The sequence below is a fragment of the Neochlamydia sp. EPS4 genome, from assembly GCF_000813665.1.
GTDB lineage: Bacteria > Chlamydiota > Chlamydiia > Chlamydiales > Parachlamydiaceae > Neochlamydia.
Window position 1 is genome coordinate 37,822 of sequence record NZ_JSDQ01000030.1, and the last position, 22,328, is coordinate 60,149.

Consider the following 22,328-nt stretch of genomic DNA (forward strand, 5'->3'; position numbering starts at 1 on the left):
CCCGGTTAGCTTATGAATGATAAAAAGCCTTTTCCATGTTTTGCTTTACATGTTAAAAATGAAACCTCTTTAGATGAAGCATGGGAATCGTTGCAAGAGGCAGGCTTAACCCCTCTTTATATGGAAGAAGATTTTAAAGCTTTTCCTCGTATTTATATTTTGGCTGAAAATGAGCCGACCGTTAAGTCTTTACTGAACCTTTTCCCTTTCATTCAATTTGCTGAGCCTAGTGAGCTAGGAGAAATTGATTGGCAATCACAATGGGAAGCCCATGGCCTTAATTTTTATGACGGCTGCGTGCATATTGATTTACCGTATGCCTGCTCTTCTTACGGAAAGCAGCTTAAACTTATGCCAGGAGCTGGCTTTGGGGACCTTTCTCATCCGACTACCCGATTAATAGTGGATATGTTAAATGATAATGTATGCGGGAAAGAGGTCGTAGATATCGGTTGTGGTAGTGGGGTATTAGCTTTATGTTCAGTCGCTTTAGGGGCAAAACATGTGTATGCTCTGGATATTGATCCTAAGGCTTTAAAGCATTCCCGAGAAAATGCTCTGCTAAATAAGATGCAGGATAAGGTAACCATTAGCCTCCCTCAAGATTTTATAATCTCTTCTCTCTCTGCACCGCCTGTAATCTTAATGAATATGATTATGGCTGAGCAGCAGAATGCTTGGGAGGCATTAAAATGTCTCCATGGTTACCATGATATTTGCTTAGTATCAGGTATCTTATCGGAGCAAAAGCATGATTACCTTCATTTAGCCCAAGCTTGGGGGTGGAAAGTGCTTAAAGAGCAAGAGGAACAAGGGTGGGTAAGTCTACAATTTGAAATTTGCAAGCCTTAACTTTTATCTTATGAGAATCCAGTTTTATTTCCTTTGAAGCATTCTCTAAAAAGCTCTCATTTAATCTAGCCGCTCAATTAGCTATCATATTCCTACAGGAAGGAGAGGTGGGAGGGTTGTTATTAAATTAAAGCTTCTAACTGATAAAATTGTCTTGTTTCTTCCGGGAGGAAAAAGATTTGTTTAAGTTGTAATTGTAGGCTGTAGAACCGGATTAAATTTTTAAAAGAGTTTAGGCTTTAAAAGCTCAAACTTTGGAGGCTAAAGCCTTCTATAGGTTTTTCTTAGTATTCTCTAAATATTAGATACCTAGAAAAAGATCGTAAAGTTTTACAAAAAAGTTGCCGACCCTATCGGAGAATGCGAAGAGCTTTCAGTAGAGGCCCCTAGGAGGGTTTTAAGTGAATAAGCTCTTTTTTTATTCGCATTTATTCTTGCCGCAGGCACAGTTATCTGGGCCAGAAGCTTTTTCTTCCCCAGGAGAGGCGCCTTTTCCGTAATCGTTAATGTAAAATCCTTTTCCTTTGAATGCTAATCCAATTCCTCCTCCGGGGCCCCTTTGCAAGGTAGGCTTTCCACAAGATAGGCATATTTTTATGGGTTCTTCGCTAATCTTTTGAAAAGTTTCATGATTAGCATTACAACTTGTACAATGATAGGCATATGTAGGCATAACTACTCCAAAAAATAATCCGGAAGCCAACATTGCTGACTTCCGGTTAGGTTAAGACTTTTTAGCTGGTATTTTTACATCATGTCCATGCCACCCATACCACCCATACCACCCATGCCGCCCATACCCATACTGCCCATGCCACCCATATCGCCCATACCAGGAGCTCCGGTCATAGCAGATTTAGGCTTTGGTTTATCGGTAATCATTGCAGCGGTAGTTAAAAGGAGAGAGGCTATAGAAGAGGCGTTAATCAAAGCAGTTTTAGTTACACGTACAGGATCGATTACGCCTGCTTTGATCAAATCTGTGAACTCATCGGTTAAACCGTTGTATCCTAAGGCTCCCTTAAATTCATAGACTTTCTCGGCAATTAAATTACCTTGCTTGCCACAATTATTGGCAATAGCCGTGGCTGGTGCATAAGCAGCTTGAAGGACTAAATTTACCCCGATCGCTTCATCGCTAGATAACTTAAGTGACTCTAAGCTCTTGATAGCACGTAAAAGAGCCACTCCTCCTCCTGGAACAATTCCTTCTGCTACTGCTGCGCGCGTTGCATGAAGGGCATCTTCCACCCGAGCTTTTTTCTCTTTAAGTTCCGTTTCTGTAGCTGCTCCTACATTGATGACAGCCACTCCGCCTACTAATTTTGCTAAGCGCTCTTCAAGTTTTTCTTTGTCATAAGTTGAGACAGCTGGATGATTGATCTGAGCTTTAATCTGATTTTCTCTTTCTTTAATCTTTTTCAGCTCACCCGCTCCATCAATAATTACTGTTTCTTCTTTAGAAACTTTAATTGTCTTAGCGTGTCCTAAAACTTCGCTATCTACTTGATCAATGCGAAGACCTGTTTCTTCTGAAACTAACGTCGCTCCGGTAAGAATAGCCATATCTTCAAGCATAGCCTTACGACGATCTCCAAATCCTGGTGCTTTAACGGCACAAATGGGAAGTCCGGCTTTAAGTTTATTGACAACTAAAGTGGCTAAAGCTTCTCCATCTACATCATCAGCAATAATAAGAAGAGGCCTTGTTCCTTGTTCCATCACTTTTTCTAGAAAAGGCACTACATCTTTAACTGTAGATAATTTTTTATCGGTAATTAAGATAGCCGCGTTGGATAATTCTACCGTCATGTTTTCTGGGTTAGAAACAAAATAAGGAGACAGATAGCCTTTATCAAATTGCATCCCTTCGACCACATCTAATGTGGTTTCAATGCCTTTGGCTTCGGCTACTGAAATAATACCATCTTTGCCAACTTTTTCCATAGCTTCGGCAATAATGGCACCTATGCTACTATCATTGTTAGCAGAAATGGTAGCAATTTGCTTGACTTCTTCGGGAGTATTAATAGGACAAGCTAGTTGATCTAAAGCTTGGCAAGTTACATTCACTGCTTGATCCATGCCTCGCTTGATTGCCATAGGGTTGGCACCAGCGGTCACATTTTTAACACCAGCACTAAAAAGAGCTTCAGCAAGCACAATGGCTGTAGTCGTTCCATCGCCAGCTATATCGGAAGTTTTAGAGGCCACTTCTTTAACAAGTTGTGCGCCCATATTTTCAAATTTGTCTTTCAAAGTAATTTCTTTAGCAACGGTTACTCCGTCTTTAGTAGATAGTGGAGAGCCAAAGCCTTTGTTGATCACCACATTGCGTCCTTTGGGACCCAAGGTTACTTTGACTGCTTTAGCTAAAGTCCGCACACCCTTAAGGATGGACTTTAAAGCTTCTTCGTTAAATTGCAATAGTTTTGGCATAAGTAGAGCTCCATAAAGTTTGAATAGGAATCACAGTTAAGCAAGAACACCAAGTATATCATCTTCAGACATGATTAGAAGCTCATCTTCTTCATCACTATTTTTGATCTCAGTTCCAGCATATGAGCTGAATAAAATGCGATCACCCACTTGTACATTAAGGGGCTCTCTTTGTCCTTCATCGTTTAATTTACCAGGACCGACAGCTACAATCACTCCTTCTTTTGGTTTTTCTTGGGCTGAGTCTGGCAGTAGGATACCACCTTTGGTAGGCTGAGGTTTGGAACGTTTAATTAAAACGCGATTACCAAGAGGTTTTATTTTTGTCATAGCACAGTGCTCCTGTTTAGAAAAATTGTTTAGGGAGATACGGATTCTAGGTTTTAGTGTAATTTTTGTCAATAGAAGGATAAAGGTTTTTAGCAGTTTGTTTGTGAGAGTGCTAATCTTCTGCGTAGGAAGAAATTAAATATTTTTTTCTTTGATGGGCAAATGCTTCTCTTTCTTTTTCATGAAAGCTACGCAACTTCCAGACAATATTTTTTTCTTCTTTTATAATCTGATAAACTTTGTCTGTCCCATTAACTTTACAAAACATTGCCTTACGATCCTGTGAATTAGCTAAAGCTTCTTTAAATTCTTTTGGATAGAGGCTTTTAAGGATTCCAATGAGTAGATATTGAGTGCTTACAGGCTTATATATTAAATGGTTAGTTATAATAATGATGACACCTTTACACTCCTCATTAGCAAACCTTCCATAGAAAGGACGGTAATAAAAAGGTTCAAAGTAAACGCCTGGAAATTTTTGGCTATTGAGGTGATGAGCAAAGATCTTAGCATCAATCCAGGGAGCTCCCAGGACTTTAAAAGGAAGGGTATAGCCTATGCCAGTATTTACTATTTGCAATTCTCCTAAGATGCCTGTCACAGGATAGTAATAAGCCGTGGTGGCTTCAGGAATATAAGGGCTGGTAGGAATCCAAGGAAGGCCTGTGTCTTGAAAAGTCATGTTTCTATGCCATCCTCGCATGGGAATAACTTCAAGCTGACAACCTACTTTGGATTGATCATTAAAATAGCGCGCCAGTTCACCGACTGTCATTCCATGGCAATAAGGAACATTAATGTAACCTACTATCGAGCGCCATTTCTCTTCTAGCAAAGGACCATCAATCACCCTACCATTAATAGGATTAGGACGATCAAGAACAATGACAGGGATCTGACGTTTTGCTGCCTCCTCCATTACGTAAAATAAGGTGGTGATATAAGTATAAGAGCGTGACCCAATATCCTGAATATCGTAAAGAAGTAGGTCTAGCTGGGCGAGCATTTTATCTGTTGGGCGACGCGTGGCACCGTGCAGGCTAAAAATAGGAATACCAGCAGAGTCTTTTTCATCCTTTATAAACTCAGCGGCATGGGCAGAACCTGTGATCCCATGTTCGGGAGCAAAAAGAGCAGCAAGAGTAAAATCGTATTGCTTGGCATGAGATTGGAGCAAAGAAGCAGTGGATTTCATTTGGCTGTTGACAGCAGTATGGTTAGTAATTAACCCAATTCTTTTGTTTTTAAGCAGGTGAACATATTCTTTTGTGAATAAAAGATCTGCACCTACCTGAACTTGCGGAGTCGGAGCTGCTTGTAAATAATTAACTAAAAAATTAACGAGGATAGTTAAGGAAAGAAAATAGCGCATATTTAAGCAAGGATATCTAAGGGTTGAAAAAAAGCAAGTGAAATAGAATATACAAAGTAAGCAATAAAAATCCTAAAAGTTTCTTCTTTTAACTTTTCTAATCAAGTATGCATGCAGGAGTATTAACTAAAATTCAGGGGCTCAAAAGCAGAACTTAATCAGGATTTATAAAGGGGGATAAGAAAATCATCTTCATCTCGCTTTTGCTTTTTTTTAAGGTCATTTCTAAACTTATTCTTTTTTCAAAAACCCGGACGCTTAATCGTCTATTTGTGCTTAAGAATCAGCTTATTCTGCTGCCAATAAGCCTGAAGAGTCTTTCATAATTAATTTGCTAATCTGAAATTTATTCCTATCATCTTTTTTAGCATCGCTATGTTAACCGCGTACACAAAATTTTCTTAGCCACTTAAAGATCCTGAGTAGCTTTATGCTTTTAACCTAATAAGGCAATAAGATTGATGCCTCTTTAATGATTGTATATATAGATCATTATTATTTGATGCAAATATCTCTTTTATAGTATGCTTCTTAATAAGTAATTATTTAATAATTTCTTTGTGTGATTTTTTAACATTAATTTGAATGAAAAAGGAAAAAAGCGATGGGAGTAAATTTCAATCCTAGCTTTAATCACCTACCTACTGAGCTACAAGTAGCTATCTTTAGTTTATTGCCAGAAAAAGATTTAGGCATGGCCGCTTTAGTCAGTAAGCCATGGAAGCAGCTAGCAGAAGACTCCTTTTTATGGAAAAAGCTATTTTGCCGGCGCTGGAGCAACCTTACCCAAATTAAAACTTCCCGCTTTGGCTGGAAAAAGATTTATAAAAAAAAGTATGTTCCTGGAAAGCCGCGCTCCTCTTTTTCTCCTGAACATTTTCATCATCAGATGCATAAGCTTCCTCTGACTGGCTCCCCAGAGATTTTAGAATTAAAGGTTAAGAAAGACCTAGCCTTTTTGAAAATGACACCGGGGACAGCCCAGCTCTATAAACTAAGCAGAAAAACAGGAAAGGTAATCTTTGATAACTTAAAGGATAAGCATGCCCACTTAATCCATTGGAAAAGCAACCATCTTCACTTGCTTACTACCGATGGCTATCTTTACCGTTGGAAAGACAATGAGCCTAGAGCTAAACAAGCCGTATGTTTCCTAGGAGCATTTGAACAAGCCTATTTTGAGCAAAACTTTCTTCTCCTTATTCTGCCTGAACGCAAAAAGATTAAAGTAATTAATATAGCCACTGCAGAGGGGCATGAGATAAAAACATCTTTTGCCTATCCCATTCTTTGCCTAGACTGCCGTGATAATCAAGCCTTGATTCATTGTATAGATGGTTCACTTTACCTTCTTAAAGATTTAGGGGGATATTTTTCCTCCTTACCTGCTGATCAGCTTATTCGTTTAGAGGGTAAGATCATCGAATTACCCCTGAAAGAGCTATGCCAGTTTGATGATTCTCAAGTGATGATGCTATGGAATAATGGCTCTAAAAGAGAGTATCGGGTATGGAATGCGAAAAATGGAACCAAAATATATGAAGGAGAGCTTGAGCCTTTACCTTCAGATAAGTATCTCAAGAAAAACCAAGTTAAGCTTACGGTTTGCGACTACAATCAAAGCCAATTAGTGGTCGGGTTTAGCGATGGAGCAATTGCCTGTTATGAGTCTGCTAATGGAAAATTTATAAGAGAGAAATTGATGACTTTTCTTGCTATTAGATTTCTTCAGGTGGGCAAGGAATACTGTATTACTGCGGCTAATCCGGACTTCTTCTTTGAAGTGCACCCACTTTCTTTTACTGATCTAGATAGGAAACGTCTCTATGCTAAGCGGCCAGGAAAAGCTAAAGAGGTAATTGCCAAATTGAGAAGCTTTTATTCTAATAAACGAAGCTTAGCCAGTTGTGATACCGATGGCTGGCTAGAGCAATGGAAGTTTGATGGGATCATTGGTCCAAAAAAGGGAAGTATTTCTCAAGATAAGGATAAGAATGAAAGGCCGTTTGCTTGTGGCCTTCCATCCTTTCTCTTAAGTTAAGAGGAGGGGCTGTGAGGTCTAAGGCGTTTAATTAAAAATATTTGTAAGTCATGAAGATTTGACTCTTCTTCGGAAGTATTCCCTATCTGCTCCGTTAGCTGCTGGGTGGCTTTAAATTGTAATTCAACATATGTTTGGTATATGGGTAATGCTTGTTTAAGTTCATTTATTATTACCGGGGTATCTAGTCGATTGCTTGCGAGGAAAAGATGCAGGTCATCTAAAATTGGAAGGATCCTTCTCTCCCTTTCTTCATTATGAAGCATCTCTAAGAGGGATATTTTTAAATGATTGTATATATAGATCATTATTATTTGGAGCAAATATCTTTCTTATAATATGCTTGGCAATAAATAAGTGTTTAAAAATTCTCTGTTTAATTTTTAACATTAATTTGAATGAAAAAGGAAAAAGCGATGGGAGTAAATTTTAATCCTAGCTTTAATCACCTACCTACTGAGCTACAAGTAACTATCTTTAGTTTATTGCCAGAAAAAGATTTAGGCATGACCGCTTTAGTCAGTAAGCCATGGAAGCAGCTAGCAGAAGACTCTTTTTTATGGAAAAAGCTATTTTTTCGTCGCTGGAGCAACCTTACCCAAATTAAAACCTCACGCTTCGGCTGGAAAAAGATTTATAAGAAAAAGTATGTTTCTGGAAAGCTGCGCTCCTCTTTTTCTCCTGAACATTTTCATCATCAGATGCATAAGCTTCCTCTAACTGGCTCTCCAGAGATTTTAGAATTAAAGGTTAAGAAAGATCTAGCCTTTTTGAAAATGACAGCGGGGACAGCCCAGCTCTATAAACTGAACAGAAAGACAGGAAAGGTAATCTTTGATAATTTAAAGGATAAGCATGCGCATCTAATCCATTGGAAAGGCAACCATCTTCACTTGCTTACTACCGAGGGCTATCTCTACCGTTGGAAAGACAATGAGCCTAGAGCTAAGCAAGCCCTATGTTTCCTAGGAGCATTTGAGCAAGCCTATTTTGAGCAAAACTTTCTTCTCCTTATTCTGCCTGAACGCAAAAAGATTAAGGTAATTAATATAGCAACAGCAGAGACGCATGAGATAAAAACATCTTTTGCCTATCCTATTCTTTGCATGGACTGCCGTGATAATCAAGCCTTGATTCATTGTGTAGATGGTTCGCTTTACCTTCTTAAAGATTTAGGGGGATACTTTACCTCCTTACCTGCTGATCAGCTTATTTCTTTAGAAGGTAAGATCATCGAATTACCCCTTAAAGAGCTATGCCAGTTTGATGATTCTCAAGTGATGATGTTATGGAACAATGGCTCTAAAAGAGGGTATCGAGTATGGAATACGGAAAATGGATCCAAAATATATGAAGGAGAGCTTGAGCCTTTACCTTCAGATAAGTATCTCAAGAAAAACCAAGTTAAGCTTACGGTTTGCGACTATAATCAAAGCCAATTAGTGGTCGGGTTTAGCGATGGAACAATTGCCTGTTATGAGTCTGCTAATGGAAAATTCATAAGAGAGAAACCGAGGACTTCTCGAGCTGTTAGATTTCTTCAGGTAGGCAAAGAATACTGTATTACTGCGGCTAATCCACCTTACTTCTTTATAATAGATTCACTTTCTCTTGCCGATCAAGAGAGAAAAGATCTTCATTTTAAACGGCCAGGCGAAGTTAGAGAGAGAATCTCAGTAATAAGAACCTTTTATTCTAGTAAAAGAGGCTTAGCCAGTTGTGATACCGAAGGCTGGCTAGAGCAATGGAATTTTGATGGAATCATCAGTCAGAAAAAAGGAAGCATTTCCCAAAGTAATGATAAGCATAAAGATACGCTTGTTTATCTTGCACCTTTCCTCTTCAGTTAGGATGTTAGAGGCATAAGGCATTTAATTAAAAATATTTGTAAGTCCTGAAGATTTGTCTCTTCTTCAGAAGTATTTCCTATCTACTCCGTTAGCTGCTGGGTGGCTTTAAATTCTAATTTAACTCTTAAATTTTTAAGCTTTTCCTCATATCCTCGAATGGCCGCTGGCACTTCCTTTTTTGCTGTCTTATATGAGATGCTAGCTTTTTCAGCAAGAAAAGGACAAGGAGCAAGAGATTGATAAAAAATAGAAAGAAAAAGAGGCTATTATTCATATAATTGAGGCAAAAGGCTTACTTGTAACTTTTAAAGAATAGAGTTGTTTCTAGAAACGAAGTTTCAAACAGCCTAATCGTAAAGGAGCGAAGTTTCCTATCTGCCATTAAATTTCATGGGGGGCAGAGAATAATAAACGCTAAAAGATTAGGGGCAAACCATGACTTTAACTATTTACATAAGTAAGGGCAACTTCAATGTCTTTAAACATAAGATCTTTTCCTATGGCTTCTGCTATTCCTGAGTTAATAAATAAATCATAGTTTTTATCATCGACATCAGCGAGCATGAATAGTATGCCTTTCTTTTTGCACTTCAACCCAAATTGTTTAATAGCTTGTAATCCAGTCGCGTCAATTAAGGGAGTTTTATGAAGACGTAGAATAAAAACTCGGGGGTGATAGTTTAATTGAAAAAGAACCTCATCGAGTAGATCAGCCACGCTATAGAAAAATGGCCCTCTAATCTCAAAAACTGTCACATCAGAGGGGATATCTTTTCGAAAAAGAAGTTCAGCATCAGAAGGTTCTGCTATTTCATTTTTATTCTCCTTCACTAAATTTTGACAAATTTCTACGGTAGTTTTGTCAGTCATTCGTTTTAGAAATAGCAGAGCTGCCAAAATAATACCGACTTGTACAGCAACCGTAAGATCTATCAAAACGGTTAGCAAAAATGTGATGAGTAAAATAATTGCGTCACTCTGATGCCCTTTTAAAATTTCTATAACATGCGGCAGCTCGCTCATATTCCAAGCAACAAATGTTAGGACACCCGCCAGAGCCGCTAAGGGAATTTTCCCTGCGAGAGGAGCCAAAAAAAGCATAAGCAGAAGAAGGGTAATGGCATGAATCATACCTGCTACAGGCGTTTTGGCCCCCATTCTTATGTTAGCTGAGGTACGGGCAATGGCTCCTGTTGCTGGAATGCCTCCAAAGATTACTGATCCTATATTTGCTAATCCTTGAGCCACTAGCTCTCCATTTGATCTATGTTTGGTTCCTATCATTCCGTCGGCCACAACAGCGGATAATAAAGACTCTATGGCTCCTAATAAAGCTATTGTAATGGCGTCAGGAAGCACGGCTTTAAAAAGATCATAGGAAAAGTGGGGAAGGGCTGGGCTGGGAAGAGTTCTAGGGATTTCTCCAAATTTGGATTCAATAGTTTCAATAGGAAGATCAAAAAAATAGGCAGCAGTCGTAGCTAGAGTGATTGCAATGATTGCACCTGGCCATCTAGGATGATAATGCCTTAATACAAATATTAAGGTAAGCGTCGAAAAGGCAATTAAAAATGCCCACAGATTCCATGTAGGTGCGATTTCATAATAAAATTTATACTTTTCAAGGAACTCAGAGGGAACTCTATCTGCCTCTAGCCCAAAAAAATCTTTAATTTGCGAAGAAAAAATAATCAGTGCGATGCCTGTGGTAAACCCTGTGATTACAGGGTAGGGAATAAATTTAAGAAGGACACCGAAGCGTGCCAACCCCATCAATACGATTAGGATACCCGCTATGAGGGTGGCCAAAGCTAAGCCTTCATATCCGTGCTTTTGTATGGCTGCATCTACGATGATAACAAAAGCTCCTGTTGGGCCCCCAATTTGCACACGGCTACCACCCAGCAAAGAAATGAGAAAACCTGCGATAATTGCTGTAAATAATCCCCTTTCCGGTGACACCCCTGAAGCAATGGCGAAAGCCAGAGCCAATGGAAGCGCAATAACACCTACGCTGATTCCTGCAAAAAGATCATTTAAAAAGTACTCTTTTGAATAACCCTCACGAAAACATACAATGCTTTTGGGGATAAAGTCCGTATATTTAGATTGCATAACTTGTCCTACATAATTAAATAAGCCAGTATCCCAGCACAATAGCTTGCAAGGATGGAGAGATAATTTTTTGACTAAAAGAAAAAGTCTCTTTTTTCATGCTCCCTTTATATTTGCACCTGCTGCGAAATCAATCGTTTAAGTTTAACGACTTGAGTCCAACATAATAGCTTTTTGACTGCTAGTAGGTTACATTACTAGGAAATGGTAAAACGGCATATTTCCAAAGTAAAATTATAAGCGGCTGTTTCATCCTTTTCTATCTAGCATAGCTTAAAATGTAAGCTCATTCATGCTAAAAATAAGGCTTTGCTCTTAAGTTTATAAATTAACTGAATATTTAGTTTAATTTACCATTCATGCTAGGCGGCGTAAATTTTTCAGCTAAATCATCTTTTCTCTATTTTTTAAGCAGTTTTTCTTAGTCGTCAGGATCTCTTTCTCCCAAGTTTATCGATTGCATTAAGTCCGTGTTAAACTCACTTCAACGGTTGAAGATTGAGGATAAATAAAAAGTAAGTTGTTAACTCTTCCGTATTTTTTAAGAACAAAGCTTTAATATTGGCGTCTTTGCTGAGCATTGCCTAGCTTGAGTTCTGCTCGATATTTAGCTATTGTACGTCTAGCGCAGTCCATTCCTTTTTCCGTTAATAGTTTAGATAAAGTGGCATCGGACAAAGGATGCTTTTTATCTTCTTGGCTGATTATCTCCTTTAGTAAGCTTTTTATAGTAGTGGAAGAAATGTCTTCTCCTTTTTGTGACTGTAAAGCGTTTGTAAAAAAAGAGCGTAAAGGAAGAATCCCGCGGGGAGTATCGATATATTTATTAGCAACTGCGCGGGCAATAGTGGATTCATGCAAATTCAATTGTTCGGCTATCGATTTCATTGTTAAAGGCATAAGCTTGCCGCAATCATCCAAAAAAAATTCCTTTTGCTGATTGGTAAGTAGTTCTAAGATTTTTAAAAGAGTGTCATTACGCTGATGCACATTTTTAAAGAGCCATTTAGCCGAAGATAACTTAGTACGAATAAACTCTTTGGTATCTGAAGAAAGAGATTCATCCTCTAACATCTGCAAATAGCGTCTATTAATCCGCATAGAGGGTAGAAAATCATTGTTTATGCGTACAGCTAAGTTATCATTGCTTATTTCAATAGTGGCATCCGGAGTAATATATTGGACAAAATGTTTGAAATGTCCTGTTCCAGGATGCAGATCCAAGCGAGAAATATCTTTTTGCAAAGCCTTTGAGATTTCTTCCGAGGAGCAAGCAAGCTTTTTATTAATAGAAGGAATGCGATTATGAATAAGGTCTTCATAATGTTCTTCAAGAATTTTGTAAGCGAGAGTATGGTGCTTTTGGCGACAACGTAATTGAATAAGTAAAGATTCTTGCATATTGGCGGCTCCAACCCCATAGGGCTCGAAAGCTTGTATTGTTTTTAAAAGACTTTTAATTTTTCCTATAGGAAAATTATAAAGCCCAGCGATTTCTTGAAGGGGAGTTTGCAAAAATCCATTCTCATCAAAGTTACCAATGATTGCTTCAGCAATTGCTCTATCTTCTTCATGATCAAAAGATTCTTTTGCCTGTTGCATTAAATATTCAAAAAGAGAACTTTCAGCGTAAATAGAGCTTTCCTGAAATGTCTTAAGCTTTTCTTCTTCTTGTGTGCGATGGCTGGAAGGAGGAAGATCGTATAGATAGTCCCGAAACTCTTCATCGAGTTTTTTCATAATCTCAAAATCATTTTCATTAAAAGATAATTCTTTTTCAGGTTGTTGTTCGCCTTCCTCAGGAATTTCTGCATTCTCTTCCTCTAACTTCTTTAAATTAGAATTCTCCTCTTCTCCTTCAATAAAATCGAGCAAAGGGTTTTGTTGAACTTCTTGCTCCACGGTTGCTGAAAGCTCTAGCACAGGCATTTGTAGCAAATGAATAGCCTGTTGCATTTGTGGCGACATCATCAGGCGCTGCGTTTGCTTAAGGCTTGTGGCTTGGCGAGCTAATAGGTTTAAAGAAATTGGATCACTCATACCTCACTATTTAAAAGATTTTTATAGAATTGACAAGAATTTTTTTAGTTTAGCCTTAGATGTCTGATGAATGTCACTTTGAGCTTTAGTAGGTTGCAAGACAGCTTAAAAAAATAAGGCCAAGCCTGCAATTAATTCAGTGCTTAAACTACTTTTATTTCTCTTGTTTTTGCTAATAGCCGATAAATCTTAACTTATAGCATTTCTTTAATGGTGAGCTTTAATCGATGTAAATAAATATTTACTAAAACCTGGATTAAAAATATTTAAGCTATTCATAATAAACGGCTTAAATTAAGAAAGTGAAAGAGGGATAAGGGCGAAAGCTAAAGAAGTAAACGGCAATTTCTTGGGATAAACTACAGGTTTATAGTATAGTTTTATCCAAATTTAATGGGATGTGGATATGTCAGATAATCCTTCTAAAGTTCGCGTGGCTCCTAACTCTAAAGAATCTGAAATGATGGTTCTAGGATGCATGCTTACCAGTGTCAACGGCCTTAACATTGCGGCGGATGGCCTAGATGAGGCCGATTTTTATTACACCGAGCATAAAATCATTTTTGAGGTTCTTAAGACTTCTTATAAAAATGATAAGCCTGCTGACGTGCATCTTGTCTGTGAAGAGTTAAAGCGCTTAAGTAAGCTAAAAGCGGCAGGTGGAGCTGCTTATATAACAACTTTAGCTCAATATGCTGGTACTTCCGCTTATATTGAAGAATACACCGACATTGTTCGCAACAAAGCTATTTTAAGACGCATGATTAATACGTCTCAAGTGGTTGAAAAAAAAGCCCTGGAAGAGCCACAAGATGTGCTGGGTGCTCTAGATGAAGCCCAGCAACTTTTTTATCAAATAAGTCAAACTGCCAATCAAACGACAGGTAAGCTGATTAGCCAAATTTTATCCGGCGTTAAGGCTGAAACGGCTACTCCTTTTTTGAAAGCTTTAGAAGAGCGGCAGGTTCGTTACCAAGAACGTGGGCCGGAAGAAAGTGGTATTACTGGTCTTCCTACTTTCTATACCGACTTGGATAAGTTAATTAATGGACTCAATAATTCTAATTTGATGATCCTTGCTGCTCGCCCCGCTATGGGTAAAACGGCCTTAGCTATCAATATCGCCGAAAATGTCTGCTTTAAGAGCAATATGCCAGTAGGTGTTTTTTCCTTAGAGATGAGTGCAGAGCAACTCGTGCATCGAATTATTTGCTCTCAGTCAGAAGTAGAATCCGATAAAATTAAAACAGGTTCTTTAAATGGCATTGAGTACCAAAGGATTGTTTCAGCGGTCAATATGATGCAAAATCATGTGATGGTCATTGATGATCAGCCAGGACTTAAAATTACAGATTTAAGAGCACGTGCCCGACGTATGAAAGAAACTTACGGCATAGGGTTTTTAGTGATAGACTACTTGCAATTAATTACAGGCTCCGGCTCTTTTCGAGGACAGGAAAATCGTCAGAATGAAATCTCAGAAATTTCACGTTTACTAAAAAATTTGGCAAGAGAGCTTAATATTCCTGTCCTATGTCTATCCCAGCTGTCAAGAAAAGTAGAAGAGCGTCAAGGACATCGTCCGATGATGAGTGATTTGCGTGAAAGTGGTAGTATTGAGCAAGACTCGGATATTATTTTATTCTTATTGAGGCGAGAATATTATGATCCTATGGATAAACCTGGCATGGCTGAATTGATAGTAGCTAAAAACCGCCATGGCGGGGTAGGAAGTATTAACTTTACCTATCGTAAAGAAATCGTGCAGTTTGCTAATTATATTCCTGTTAAATACGATCCCAATGCCTCTGCAGAAAAAGAGATGGCCTCCGAATTTGGTAATTTTAATTAAAGCGTTCTTCGGCCTTTCTAGCTCTTTTCCTATCCTTAGCAAAGAAGATAACTAGTTGAGTTTAAACCTATCACGGTCTATCGGTACTTTATGCTTTTTATGAATTTTTTGGATGTTTATAGCAAGAATTAAAGAAGGCTGAAGAGTTGTTGGATAAGAGTAAAAGAAGCTTAATGGGTGCTTTAATGAATTTAAAGAAATTTGCTAGGAAAGACAAAAAGTTTTAACCCTTCTTCTCTTCAAGATATGACTTTACTTTTTAATCCCAAATAGAGTATTATTCCCAAAATTAGTCTTTAAGCGTTTAAATTTAAAATATATAACTGTTGTTTGGGAGAAACTATGTCATCTGTAAAAAAGAAGCGCAGATACAAAATTGCAAAGCATAAGCGCAAGAAGCGTAGTAGACGTGATCGTCACAAAACCTAACCGGCTAAAAAAGCTGGCAGAGTTTTAAAGAGAACCCCTGCGTTCTCTTTTGCTTCTCAACTACTTCTTTTAATCTTTGAGTTTTATGTGGAAATATCCAACCAAGTATGATGTTATTATCATGGGAGCTGGCCATGCAGGCTGCGAAGCTGCTTTAGCTTCTGCTCGCCTAGGTGCAAGAACACTTTTATTAACAATGAACTTGGATACGATTGGAAAAATGAGCTGCAATCCTGCTGTAGGGGGAGTGGCTAAAGGCCATATTGTCCGGGAAATCGATGCCCTAGGCGGAGAAATGGGCAAAGCTATCGATTGCACAGGAATTCAATTTCGGATGTTGAATGCTACTAAAGGTCCTGCGGTATGGGCTCCTAGAGCACAAGCCGATAAAGCTGCTTATCAGCTGGAGATGAAGCATCGCTTGGAGAAAACGCCTGGCTTAGAAATTAAACAAGGCACCATTGAAGAATTAATTGTTGAGCAAGATCGCATCCAAGGGGTCATTACTAAGGAAGGTATTCTCTACTATTGCTCAGCTTTAGTGATTTCTTCCGGAACTTTTATGCGAGGCTTGCTGCATATTGGAGAGACCAATTATGCCGGTGGCCGTGCTGGTGACCAGCCTGCTGTTGGCTTATCAGCTAGCTTGATAAAGCTAGGCTTAAAGTTAGGGCGTCTAAAAACAGGTACTCCGCCACGGGTGAACCAGCGATCGATCGATTATAGCCACACTGAAGAGCAGCCTGGCGATCCGAATGTCAAGTTTTCTTTCGATGATGAGCCAATCAATCGCTTGCCCCAAATATCTTGCTATATCACTTATACCACAGAAGAAACTAAAAAAATCATTTTAGAAAATATTCATCGCTCTCCTATGTATTCAGGTAAAATCACCGGAGTGGGCCCACGCTATTGTCCCTCGATTGAAGATAAAATCGTGCGATTTGCTGATAAAGAGCGCCATCAAATTTTTCTGGAGCCTGAAGGCTTAAAAACAGAAGAGGTGTATGTGAATGGGGTCTCTTCTTCTCTCCCTTTTGATGTACAAATGGCTTTCATTAAAAGTATTCCTGCTTTAAGAAATGCTGAAATCATGCGTCCTGCTTATGCTATCGAATATGATTATGTAGTAAGCGGGCAAATTGATAGCTCTTTGCAATGTAAGACGATAGAAGGACTTTTTCTAGCGGGGCAGATTAATGGAACCTCAGGGTACGAAGAAGCTGCTGGACAAGGATTAATGGCAGGAATCAATGCAGCTCATCATGTACAAGCTAAGCCCCCGTTAATCTTGAAAAGATCAGAAGCCTACATTGGTGTAATGATCGATGATCTAGTTACTAAGGGTTTAGATGAGCCTTATCGCATGTTTACCAGTCGAGCCGAGCATCGCCTTTTGCTCAGGCAAGATAATGCCGATCTTAGATTGCGTCATTATGGTTATGAAATTGGCCTGATAGAAGAAAAACGCTATGCTTCTCTTAAATATAAAGAAAAAATGATTCAAGAAGGTGTGAATCGACTTGACAAAGTTTTCGTTCAGCTCAAAGGAAAAGGATATAGCTTAGCGCAGCTTCTTTGCCGCCCAGAAAATAATTATGCAAGTTTGTTAAATGATTATCCCGCTGCAATGCAGGATTACGGCATGGAAATTAACTTTCAGATCGAGCTTGCTTTAAAATATGCAGGGTATATTCAACGCCAGCATAGCGAAGTCGCTAAATTGGCTCATCTTGAGCATATTCTCATCCCTAAAGATTTCGATTTTGCCTCTATTACAGGCTTAAGAAATGAAGCCTTACAAAAACTAGCGGATGCCCATCCCTTAAATTTAGGACAGGCCTCACGCCTTTCAGGAGTTTCGCCAGCAGATATTTCTGTTCTAATGATTGCCTTAGTGCGGTTTAATGCTAATAAAAATTCTGAGCTAGTCAATCAAGAGGCTCTTTCTTCTTTTTCTAGCAGTGAAGGAAGTGAGTAAGACCCCCTTTCGCCCCCCTCTTAATGTTTTGCTTTTAAGTCAATCTACCATTCTCGAGCAGCTGCAGCTGGAAGAAGCTCTTTTGCGCGTTGATCAACGTAATTGGTGTTTAATCAACCCAAACCCTCCAGAAGCCATCGTCATGGGGATATCTTCTTCTCCTGAAAAAGTCATTGATCTAGATAGACTTCAAAAACAGCCTGTGCCGCTGATTCGCCGATTTAGCGGGGGAGGGACCGTTTTCATAGATGCGGATTCTATCATAAAAACTTTTATTTTTAATCAGGCAGATCTAGGCATTCCCTGCTATCCTCATGCTGTTTTCCAGTGGAGCGAGATTTTTTATCGTTTGGTCTTTCAGGAGATAGAATTGCGTTTATGTGAGAATGATTATGTGATTAAAGGGAGAAAATGTGGAGGGAATGCTCAATATATGACGAAAAATCGTTGGCTCCATCATACTTCATTTTTATGGGACTACCAGGCAGAAAACATGGCTTACCTAAAAATGCCCCCTAAAATGCCTGGGTATCGTGAACAACGCTCTCATGACAATTTCCTATGCAAGTTAGGTGAGTATTTGCCATGCAAGCAAGAAGTAGTGAATAGATTTTTAAAAACCTTAGAGGTTTATTTTAAAGTGGAAATTTCCTCTCTCTCTGAAGCCTACAAAGTTACCCAAATTCCTCATCGAAGAACTTCTCAAAGAATCCATCTATTCTAAATAAGAGCAATGGAGTTATGTAAGGTTAAATGGAGAAATGAGCTTGACTCAACCGGCCAGCTTAAATAAAAGAGCTTAGCGAGGGTAAAAAGGGCCGCTGTAAGGGGCTTGGAAAACTGCGTAATCAACACAGTCTGTATAGGTGGGTTCGCTCCCTAGCGATCGATGCCTCGAATAGCACGTATTCTGGCAACGGATGGCTAGCGTCGTGAGCCCCCAAAAAAATAATTATCGTTGATTGGCTTTATCTTCCCAAGGAGTCCCAAACAGCAGCTAGAATATTCTGCTTTCATGATCTCATGATAACGTAAACGCTTATTAATATTCTAGATGTAAAGCTTTAAAATCGAAAAAGAAAGGGCTTTTTGTCGCCTATCTCTTGATAACTTAGTCCGTAGAATTTATTGGTCTGATTTTTTTTAAACGTTTCTTTAAGATCAATATAACTCTGGATCAGCAGGAGTGAGGCCCTGATAATTTATACATTTAAATAAAGCAGCTTCTTTAACCTTCTGATGGCCAAGGGAAAAAAGAATTTTTTTCTCTTTAAATTCAACTGTCTGAAAATATTTTGCAAGTAAGTGGCAGTAGTGCTGAACCTGAAGATCATCCAGCTGATCAAGATGGGGATGATTCTCAGTTACAATAAAATAGCCTGTTTTTCCTAGCTGCTCTTCTTTTATGCTAGGCCAAAAGGAAAATTGATTTTTTCTTGCTCCCTGTAAATTTAAAAAGTAAGCTCTTTGCTGAGCTGGATTATAAAAGCTTAAGAGGCTACTCATCTGGTATTTATCGCTAAATAAAAATTCCTGGGCAGGATCTACATTTAGGGTAGCCAGTTCCTGGCGCAATGTGCTCCATCCTAGGTTGTGCTTAAAGGGATTAATTTTATAAGGAGTGTTAAAAGGGAGGGAGGACTGCAGAATGGGGAGTAGAAAAGCTAATAGACATAATAAAATGGAGAGAACGAGCCCTCCCTTTAGCCAAAAAAGCATTTTCTGCGCTCGTTCACAGCAAAACCAACAGAGACATACAATTCCTGAAGGAAAGGCAAAATCTCCCCAATTGCCTTGCAATTTTTTAAAAATAGAGAGCGTTAAAAATAGGCTAAGCAAAGAAAAACAAAGGAAACCGCAAAAGCATAAAGCGGAAGGAAGAGTATGCCGCTCTTTATATAACCTGTAAAGGCTAAGGAGTAAAAGTATAAAAACAACAGGAGAGAGCAAAGCTGATTGAGCTCCTAGAAACTCCCAAAAATTGCCATTAAAAAAGGTAGATTTTGCCTGCAAAGGAACTTGGGGGACATACAGGGTAGAAAAAACATGACGAAAAGTTACCCAATCATGCTGGGCATTCCAAACGAGTGAAGGAAAAAGCCCTAAAAGAGAAATAGCTAAGCCTATCAAAAAATGGCGATGAATGAGTAGAGGATACAGAGGGAAAAAGCAAAGAATCCCTAGCCATAGAATATAGATAGGCCATTTAAAAAGAGCTCCTAATCCTACGATTAGGCCTAAAAGCCAGTAAGAAGGCCTCTGACCTCTGTTTAAAGAATAGGCGATCACTAGGCACGCCAAGATCCAAAAGAGCATCATCCCCCCATCTGTAATAGCGAAAAAGCTCCCCGCTATACCTAGAGGGGTTAAAGCCATAACGAGCCCTGCCCAAAAGCATGTCCTAGGCTTTAATCTACAAGCCCGCGCTAGGGAGTAAATCAAAAGAGGATAGAGGGCTGCTAAAACCACAGACATACAGCGTACCCCTAGCTCTGTATTTCCTAACAAATGAGTGCCCAGCCAGATTTGCCAAGCAATGCCGGGCGGCTTACTATAATAGCCCCAGCTAAGATCTTGGCTCCATGTCCAATATTGAGCCTCGTCTGGTCCCAAGCCAATAGGGCTATAGAGAATGGTTAAAATCATGATGGCAGCTTTTCCAAGGACAAGAAATAGGAGTAGGGAGAAGTTTTTTGAAGAATTTAGGAAGCCTTGCATGGTAGTGCGCTCAATTTTTTTATCTCGATCATACAATAGCTTGTAAGAATTGAGAAGAAAAAATTAAATAAGCCTCTACCGGAGCCTAAAAAGCAGTGCAAGGAGCTTAAAAAAACTTTAAGCGCCCATTCCTACAGCTAGTAACTGCTCTCGATAAGTTTGCTTTTGCTTAAAGAGATGAATGTGCTGCTTAGTAGCTTCGATAATGCCATGATCAGCCTTAGTCAGATGTTCGTAAAGCTTTTGCTTGCGAAAGGTAAGCATGCGATTAATTTGGTCAATATTAAGAAGAGTGATTTTATTATGTCGAGCAATGGAAGGATCTATATTTCGAGGCACCCCTAAATCTATAAGGAGTTTAGCTGGAATTTCCTTAAGAGGTAAGTGGGAGTAACTAATCAATGCCTGAGGAGCTTTCGTGCCACAGATAATCCAATCAAATTGATGCCATTGGGCAAGAGATTGCCACTCTAAAAGGTTAAGTTGGTAGGTTCTTGCAAGATCGATAGCATGCTTTTTTGTTCGATTACAAATCGTAATGTCGGTAAAATTTTTACTCATCAGAAAGCGAAGAATTTTTTGATTGATAGCCGAGGCGCCCACCAAAAGGATTTTAGCCTGAGAAAGATTTTTAAAAAAATGGCTGCCTGTGTTGAAGATCGCATGTTCAATATCAGGAAGAGCGCGGGTTAAAAGGTGTTGCGAGCGGATTTTTTTAGCTATCTTTAAAGACTTTTGAAAAAGATAATGCATGTCTTCGGGAAGCTGAGAAAATTGGCAAGAGATCTTGTAAGCATGCTTAACTTGGCTTTGAATCTCTGTTTCGGCGACGATAGCACTATCAAGCCCTGCCGTCACGCGCGAAAGATGATAGAAGCAATCATGTCCAAAATAAGAGTAGAGCTTTTGATCAAATTGCATGTCGACTTCATTTCTAAAAATATTAAGAAGATAGGTATGAGTATCAGCTAAATCATCTGAGCAAAAATAAATCTCTGTGCGGTTACAAGTAGAGAGAAGAATAAAGTGGTGATGGCCATGCACAGACGTTCCTGCTCCCAAGCGTTTTTGGCAAGCCTTAGCCAATAATTCTCGAAGTTTCAAATCAGCAAGCTTATAATTGATTCCCAGTACTCCAATTCGCATGGCATTCCTTAATAGATATAAATTACGCCCTTATAAATAATTTTAAAATTATGGTCAAAGCTGGAGGATCAATTGACGCAGAGCTTCAATTCCAAGCCATTGAGAATTAGTGTTGGAGGCATAAGAAAAATCTTCAGGCAATCGTCGACCCTCTCCTCGTGTTAACAGCTTCTCTTTCAGTAATTCATCGTGATGGTAGAGTTCTGGAATGATCAGATAATGATCGGTAAATTCCAAGGTATGACGAGCATCTTCTAAGCCTATCATAAGTTCATGCAGCTTTTCACCTTCTCGAATGCCGGTATATTTGTGAGGGATTGCAGGTGCAAATGCCTGAGCTAAATCTACAATTTTCATGCTAGGAATTTTAGGCACAAAAATTTCTCCCCCTTGGGAACGTAAAAAAGATTGAAGCACAAAATCGACAGATTGCTCAAGGGTGATCCAAAAACGTGTCATTCTTTTATCTGTGATAGGCAATGCCTGGGCACCCTCTGCTAGTAGTTTCTTCCAGAAAGGAATCACGCTTCCTCGACTACCAAGCACATTTCCATAGCGTACTACAGCAAAGGTAGGGTGACTACGGGCGCCTACATAGGAATTTCCTGCCACAAACAGCTTATCTGCACATAGCTTAGTCGCCCCGTAAAGGTTAATAGGATTGGCAGCTTTATCGGTTGAAAGCGCCATAACTTTTTCAACGCCACTATCGATAGCAGCATCAATGACATTCATGGCACCTATAATATTTGTTTTAATGAATTCCGTAGGATTATATTCAGCAGCAGGCACTTGCTTTAAAGCAGCTGCATGCACAATATAATTAACTTCACTAAAAGCGCGTTTAAGGCGTGATTTATCGCGTACATCTCCTAGGAAATAGCGGATTTTAGGATGAGAAAAAATAGGAGCTGATTGACGCATCTCCCACTGCTTCCATTCATCTCGACTGAAGATAATCACTTTACGACATTGATCTTCTATGAGTAGGCGCTTGGCTAGTGTTTGTCCAAAGCTGCCGGTGCCCCCAGTAATCAATAACGTTTTATCTTTAAAAAAATTTGTTGTATGCATTTGTGTAGGTGCTCCTGTTCAAAAACCTGGATTTAGAATTCGTTTTTATATATTCTGTTTCCATAAATCATTCAAATTCCTTTTAACAT

General features: G+C 39.0%; 16 protein-coding genes. 7 read left to right on the plus strand and 9 right to left on the minus strand.

Annotated elements, in window-relative coordinates; all coding sequences use genetic code 11:
- Positions 1-12: 12 nt before the first annotated feature.
- Positions 13-852: a 50S ribosomal protein L11 methyltransferase gene (locus DB42_RS02660; RefSeq protein ID WP_044881619.1), complete on the plus strand. Its 840-nt coding sequence runs from the start codon at positions 13-15 to the stop codon at positions 850-852.
- A 418-nt stretch (positions 853-1,270) separates the two neighbouring features.
- On the opposite strand, the gene DB42_RS02665 is transcribed toward DB42_RS02660, so the two are convergent.
- The 4 genes from DB42_RS02665 to DB42_RS02680 form a co-directional block, all read right to left on the minus strand.
- A complete protein-coding gene (locus DB42_RS02665; RefSeq protein WP_044881620.1) occupies positions 1,271-1,525 on the minus strand; it encodes an FmdB family zinc ribbon protein in 255 nt (84 codons plus the stop codon).
- A gap of 74 nt (positions 1,526-1,599) precedes the next feature.
- Positions 1,600-3,291 (minus strand): chaperonin GroEL, encoded by a 1,692-nt coding sequence (gene groL / locus DB42_RS02670; RefSeq protein ID WP_044881621.1) that lies wholly within the window; start codon positions 3,289-3,291, stop codon positions 1,600-1,602.
- A gap of 36 nt (positions 3,292-3,327) precedes the next feature.
- Complete coding sequence (gene groES, locus DB42_RS02675; RefSeq protein ID WP_039386337.1) at positions 3,328-3,621, minus strand: co-chaperone GroES; 294 nt, start codon at positions 3,619-3,621, stop codon at positions 3,328-3,330.
- 112 nt (positions 3,622-3,733) lie between these two features.
- Positions 3,734-4,993, minus strand: a complete 1,260-nt coding sequence (locus tag DB42_RS02680; RefSeq protein WP_044881622.1) for an exo-beta-N-acetylmuramidase NamZ domain-containing protein — start codon at positions 4,991-4,993, stop codon at positions 3,734-3,736.
- A gap of 604 nt (positions 4,994-5,597) precedes the next feature.
- Between DB42_RS02680 and DB42_RS02685 the strand changes: the two genes are divergently transcribed.
- Together DB42_RS02685 and DB42_RS02695 are read left to right on the plus strand one after the other, a co-directional pair.
- Positions 5,598-7,034, plus strand: coding sequence for an F-box protein (locus tag DB42_RS02685; RefSeq protein WP_044881623.1), 1,437 nt, complete (start codon positions 5,598-5,600; stop codon positions 7,032-7,034).
- A 416-nt stretch (positions 7,035-7,450) separates the two neighbouring features.
- Complete coding sequence (locus tag DB42_RS02695) at positions 7,451-8,884, plus strand: F-box protein (RefSeq protein ID WP_044881625.1); 1,434 nt, start codon at positions 7,451-7,453, stop codon at positions 8,882-8,884.
- 441 nt (positions 8,885-9,325) lie between these two features.
- On the opposite strand, the gene DB42_RS02700 is transcribed toward DB42_RS02695, so the two are convergent.
- Together DB42_RS02700 and rpoN are read right to left on the minus strand one after the other, a co-directional pair.
- Positions 9,326-10,999 carry a SulP family inorganic anion transporter gene (locus DB42_RS02700; protein ID WP_044881626.1) on the minus strand — a complete coding sequence of 558 codons (1,674 nt, stop codon included), beginning with the start codon at positions 10,997-10,999 and terminating at the stop codon, positions 9,326-9,328.
- Between the two features lie 555 nt (positions 11,000-11,554).
- Positions 11,555-13,039, minus strand: coding sequence for an RNA polymerase factor sigma-54 (gene rpoN, locus DB42_RS02705; protein WP_044881627.1), 1,485 nt, complete (start codon positions 13,037-13,039; stop codon positions 11,555-11,557).
- Between the two features lie 406 nt (positions 13,040-13,445).
- On the opposite strand from rpoN, the gene dnaB reads away from it, so the two are divergent.
- The 4 genes from dnaB (at position 13,446) to DB42_RS02720 (ending at position 18,025) form a co-directional block, all read left to right on the plus strand.
- On the plus strand, positions 13,446-14,891 hold the full coding sequence (gene dnaB / locus DB42_RS02710; RefSeq protein ID WP_039386302.1) for a replicative DNA helicase: 1,446 nt from the start codon (positions 13,446-13,448) through the stop codon (positions 14,889-14,891).
- Between the two features lie 342 nt (positions 14,892-15,233).
- Positions 15,234-15,320 carry an AURKAIP1/COX24 domain-containing protein gene (locus DB42_RS11820; RefSeq protein ID WP_079979849.1) on the plus strand — a complete coding sequence of 29 codons (87 nt, stop codon included), beginning with the start codon at positions 15,234-15,236 and terminating at the stop codon, positions 15,318-15,320.
- Between the two features lie 85 nt (positions 15,321-15,405).
- Positions 15,406-17,301: a tRNA uridine-5-carboxymethylaminomethyl(34) synthesis enzyme MnmG gene (gene mnmG, locus DB42_RS02715; RefSeq protein WP_044881628.1), complete on the plus strand. Its 1,896-nt coding sequence runs from the start codon at positions 15,406-15,408 to the stop codon at positions 17,299-17,301.
- Complete coding sequence (locus tag DB42_RS02720; RefSeq protein ID WP_044881629.1) at positions 17,294-18,025, plus strand: lipoate--protein ligase family protein; 732 nt, start codon at positions 17,294-17,296, stop codon at positions 18,023-18,025. The genes mnmG and DB42_RS02720 overlap by 8 nt, the downstream gene beginning before the upstream one ends.
- A gap of 437 nt (positions 18,026-18,462) precedes the next feature.
- On the opposite strand, the gene DB42_RS02725 is transcribed toward DB42_RS02720, so the two are convergent.
- The 3 genes from DB42_RS02725 to pseB form a co-directional block, all read right to left on the minus strand.
- Positions 18,463-19,947, minus strand: a complete 1,485-nt coding sequence (locus DB42_RS02725; protein WP_238578976.1) for a glycosyltransferase family 39 protein — start codon at positions 19,945-19,947, stop codon at positions 18,463-18,465.
- A gap of 189 nt (positions 19,948-20,136) precedes the next feature.
- Positions 20,137-21,165 (minus strand): glutamyl-tRNA reductase, encoded by a 1,029-nt coding sequence (locus DB42_RS02730; RefSeq protein ID WP_044881630.1) that lies wholly within the window; start codon positions 21,163-21,165, stop codon positions 20,137-20,139.
- 54 nt (positions 21,166-21,219) lie between these two features.
- Entirely contained in the window at positions 21,220-22,239 is a 1,020-nt protein-coding gene (gene pseB, locus DB42_RS02735; RefSeq protein WP_042239678.1) for a UDP-N-acetylglucosamine 4,6-dehydratase (inverting), read from the minus strand.
- Positions 22,240-22,328: the final 89 nt, after the last annotated feature.

Excerpts from the sequence above, each read along its gene's own strand:
- DB42_RS02685 (WP_044881623.1), top strand. The coding sequence starts at position 5,598 with ATGGGAGTAAATTTCAATCCTAGCTTTAATCACCTACCTACTGAGCTA.
- DB42_RS02725 (WP_238578976.1), bottom strand. The coding sequence starts at position 19,947 with ATGATTTTAACCATTCTCTATAGCCCTATTGGCTTGGGACCAGACGAG.
- rpoN (WP_044881627.1), bottom strand. The coding sequence starts at position 13,039 with ATGAGTGATCCAATTTCTTTAAACCTATTAGCTCGCCAAGCCACAAGC.
- DB42_RS11820 (WP_079979849.1), top strand. The coding sequence starts at position 15,234 with ATGTCATCTGTAAAAAAGAAGCGCAGATACAAAATTGCAAAGCATAAG.
- DB42_RS02700 (WP_044881626.1), bottom strand. The coding sequence starts at position 10,999 with ATGCAATCTAAATATACGGACTTTATCCCCAAAAGCATTGTATGTTTT.
- DB42_RS02730 (WP_044881630.1), bottom strand. The coding sequence starts at position 21,165 with ATGCGAATTGGAGTACTGGGAATCAATTATAAGCTTGCTGATTTGAAA.
- DB42_RS02680 (WP_044881622.1), bottom strand. The coding sequence starts at position 4,993 with ATGCGCTATTTTCTTTCCTTAACTATCCTCGTTAATTTTTTAGTTAAT.
- pseB (WP_042239678.1), bottom strand. The coding sequence starts at position 22,239 with ATGCATACAACAAATTTTTTTAAAGATAAAACGTTATTGATTACTGGG.
- DB42_RS02695 (WP_044881625.1), top strand. The coding sequence starts at position 7,451 with ATGGGAGTAAATTTTAATCCTAGCTTTAATCACCTACCTACTGAGCTA.
- groES (WP_039386337.1), bottom strand. The coding sequence starts at position 3,621 with ATGACAAAAATAAAACCTCTTGGTAATCGCGTTTTAATTAAACGTTCC.
- DB42_RS02665 (WP_044881620.1), bottom strand. The coding sequence starts at position 1,525 with ATGCCTACATATGCCTATCATTGTACAAGTTGTAATGCTAATCATGAA.
- dnaB (WP_039386302.1), top strand. The coding sequence starts at position 13,446 with ATGTCAGATAATCCTTCTAAAGTTCGCGTGGCTCCTAACTCTAAAGAA.
- mnmG (WP_044881628.1), top strand. The coding sequence starts at position 15,406 with ATGTGGAAATATCCAACCAAGTATGATGTTATTATCATGGGAGCTGGC.
- DB42_RS02660 (WP_044881619.1), top strand. The coding sequence starts at position 13 with ATGAATGATAAAAAGCCTTTTCCATGTTTTGCTTTACATGTTAAAAAT.
- groL (WP_044881621.1), bottom strand. The coding sequence starts at position 3,291 with ATGCCAAAACTATTGCAATTTAACGAAGAAGCTTTAAAGTCCATCCTT.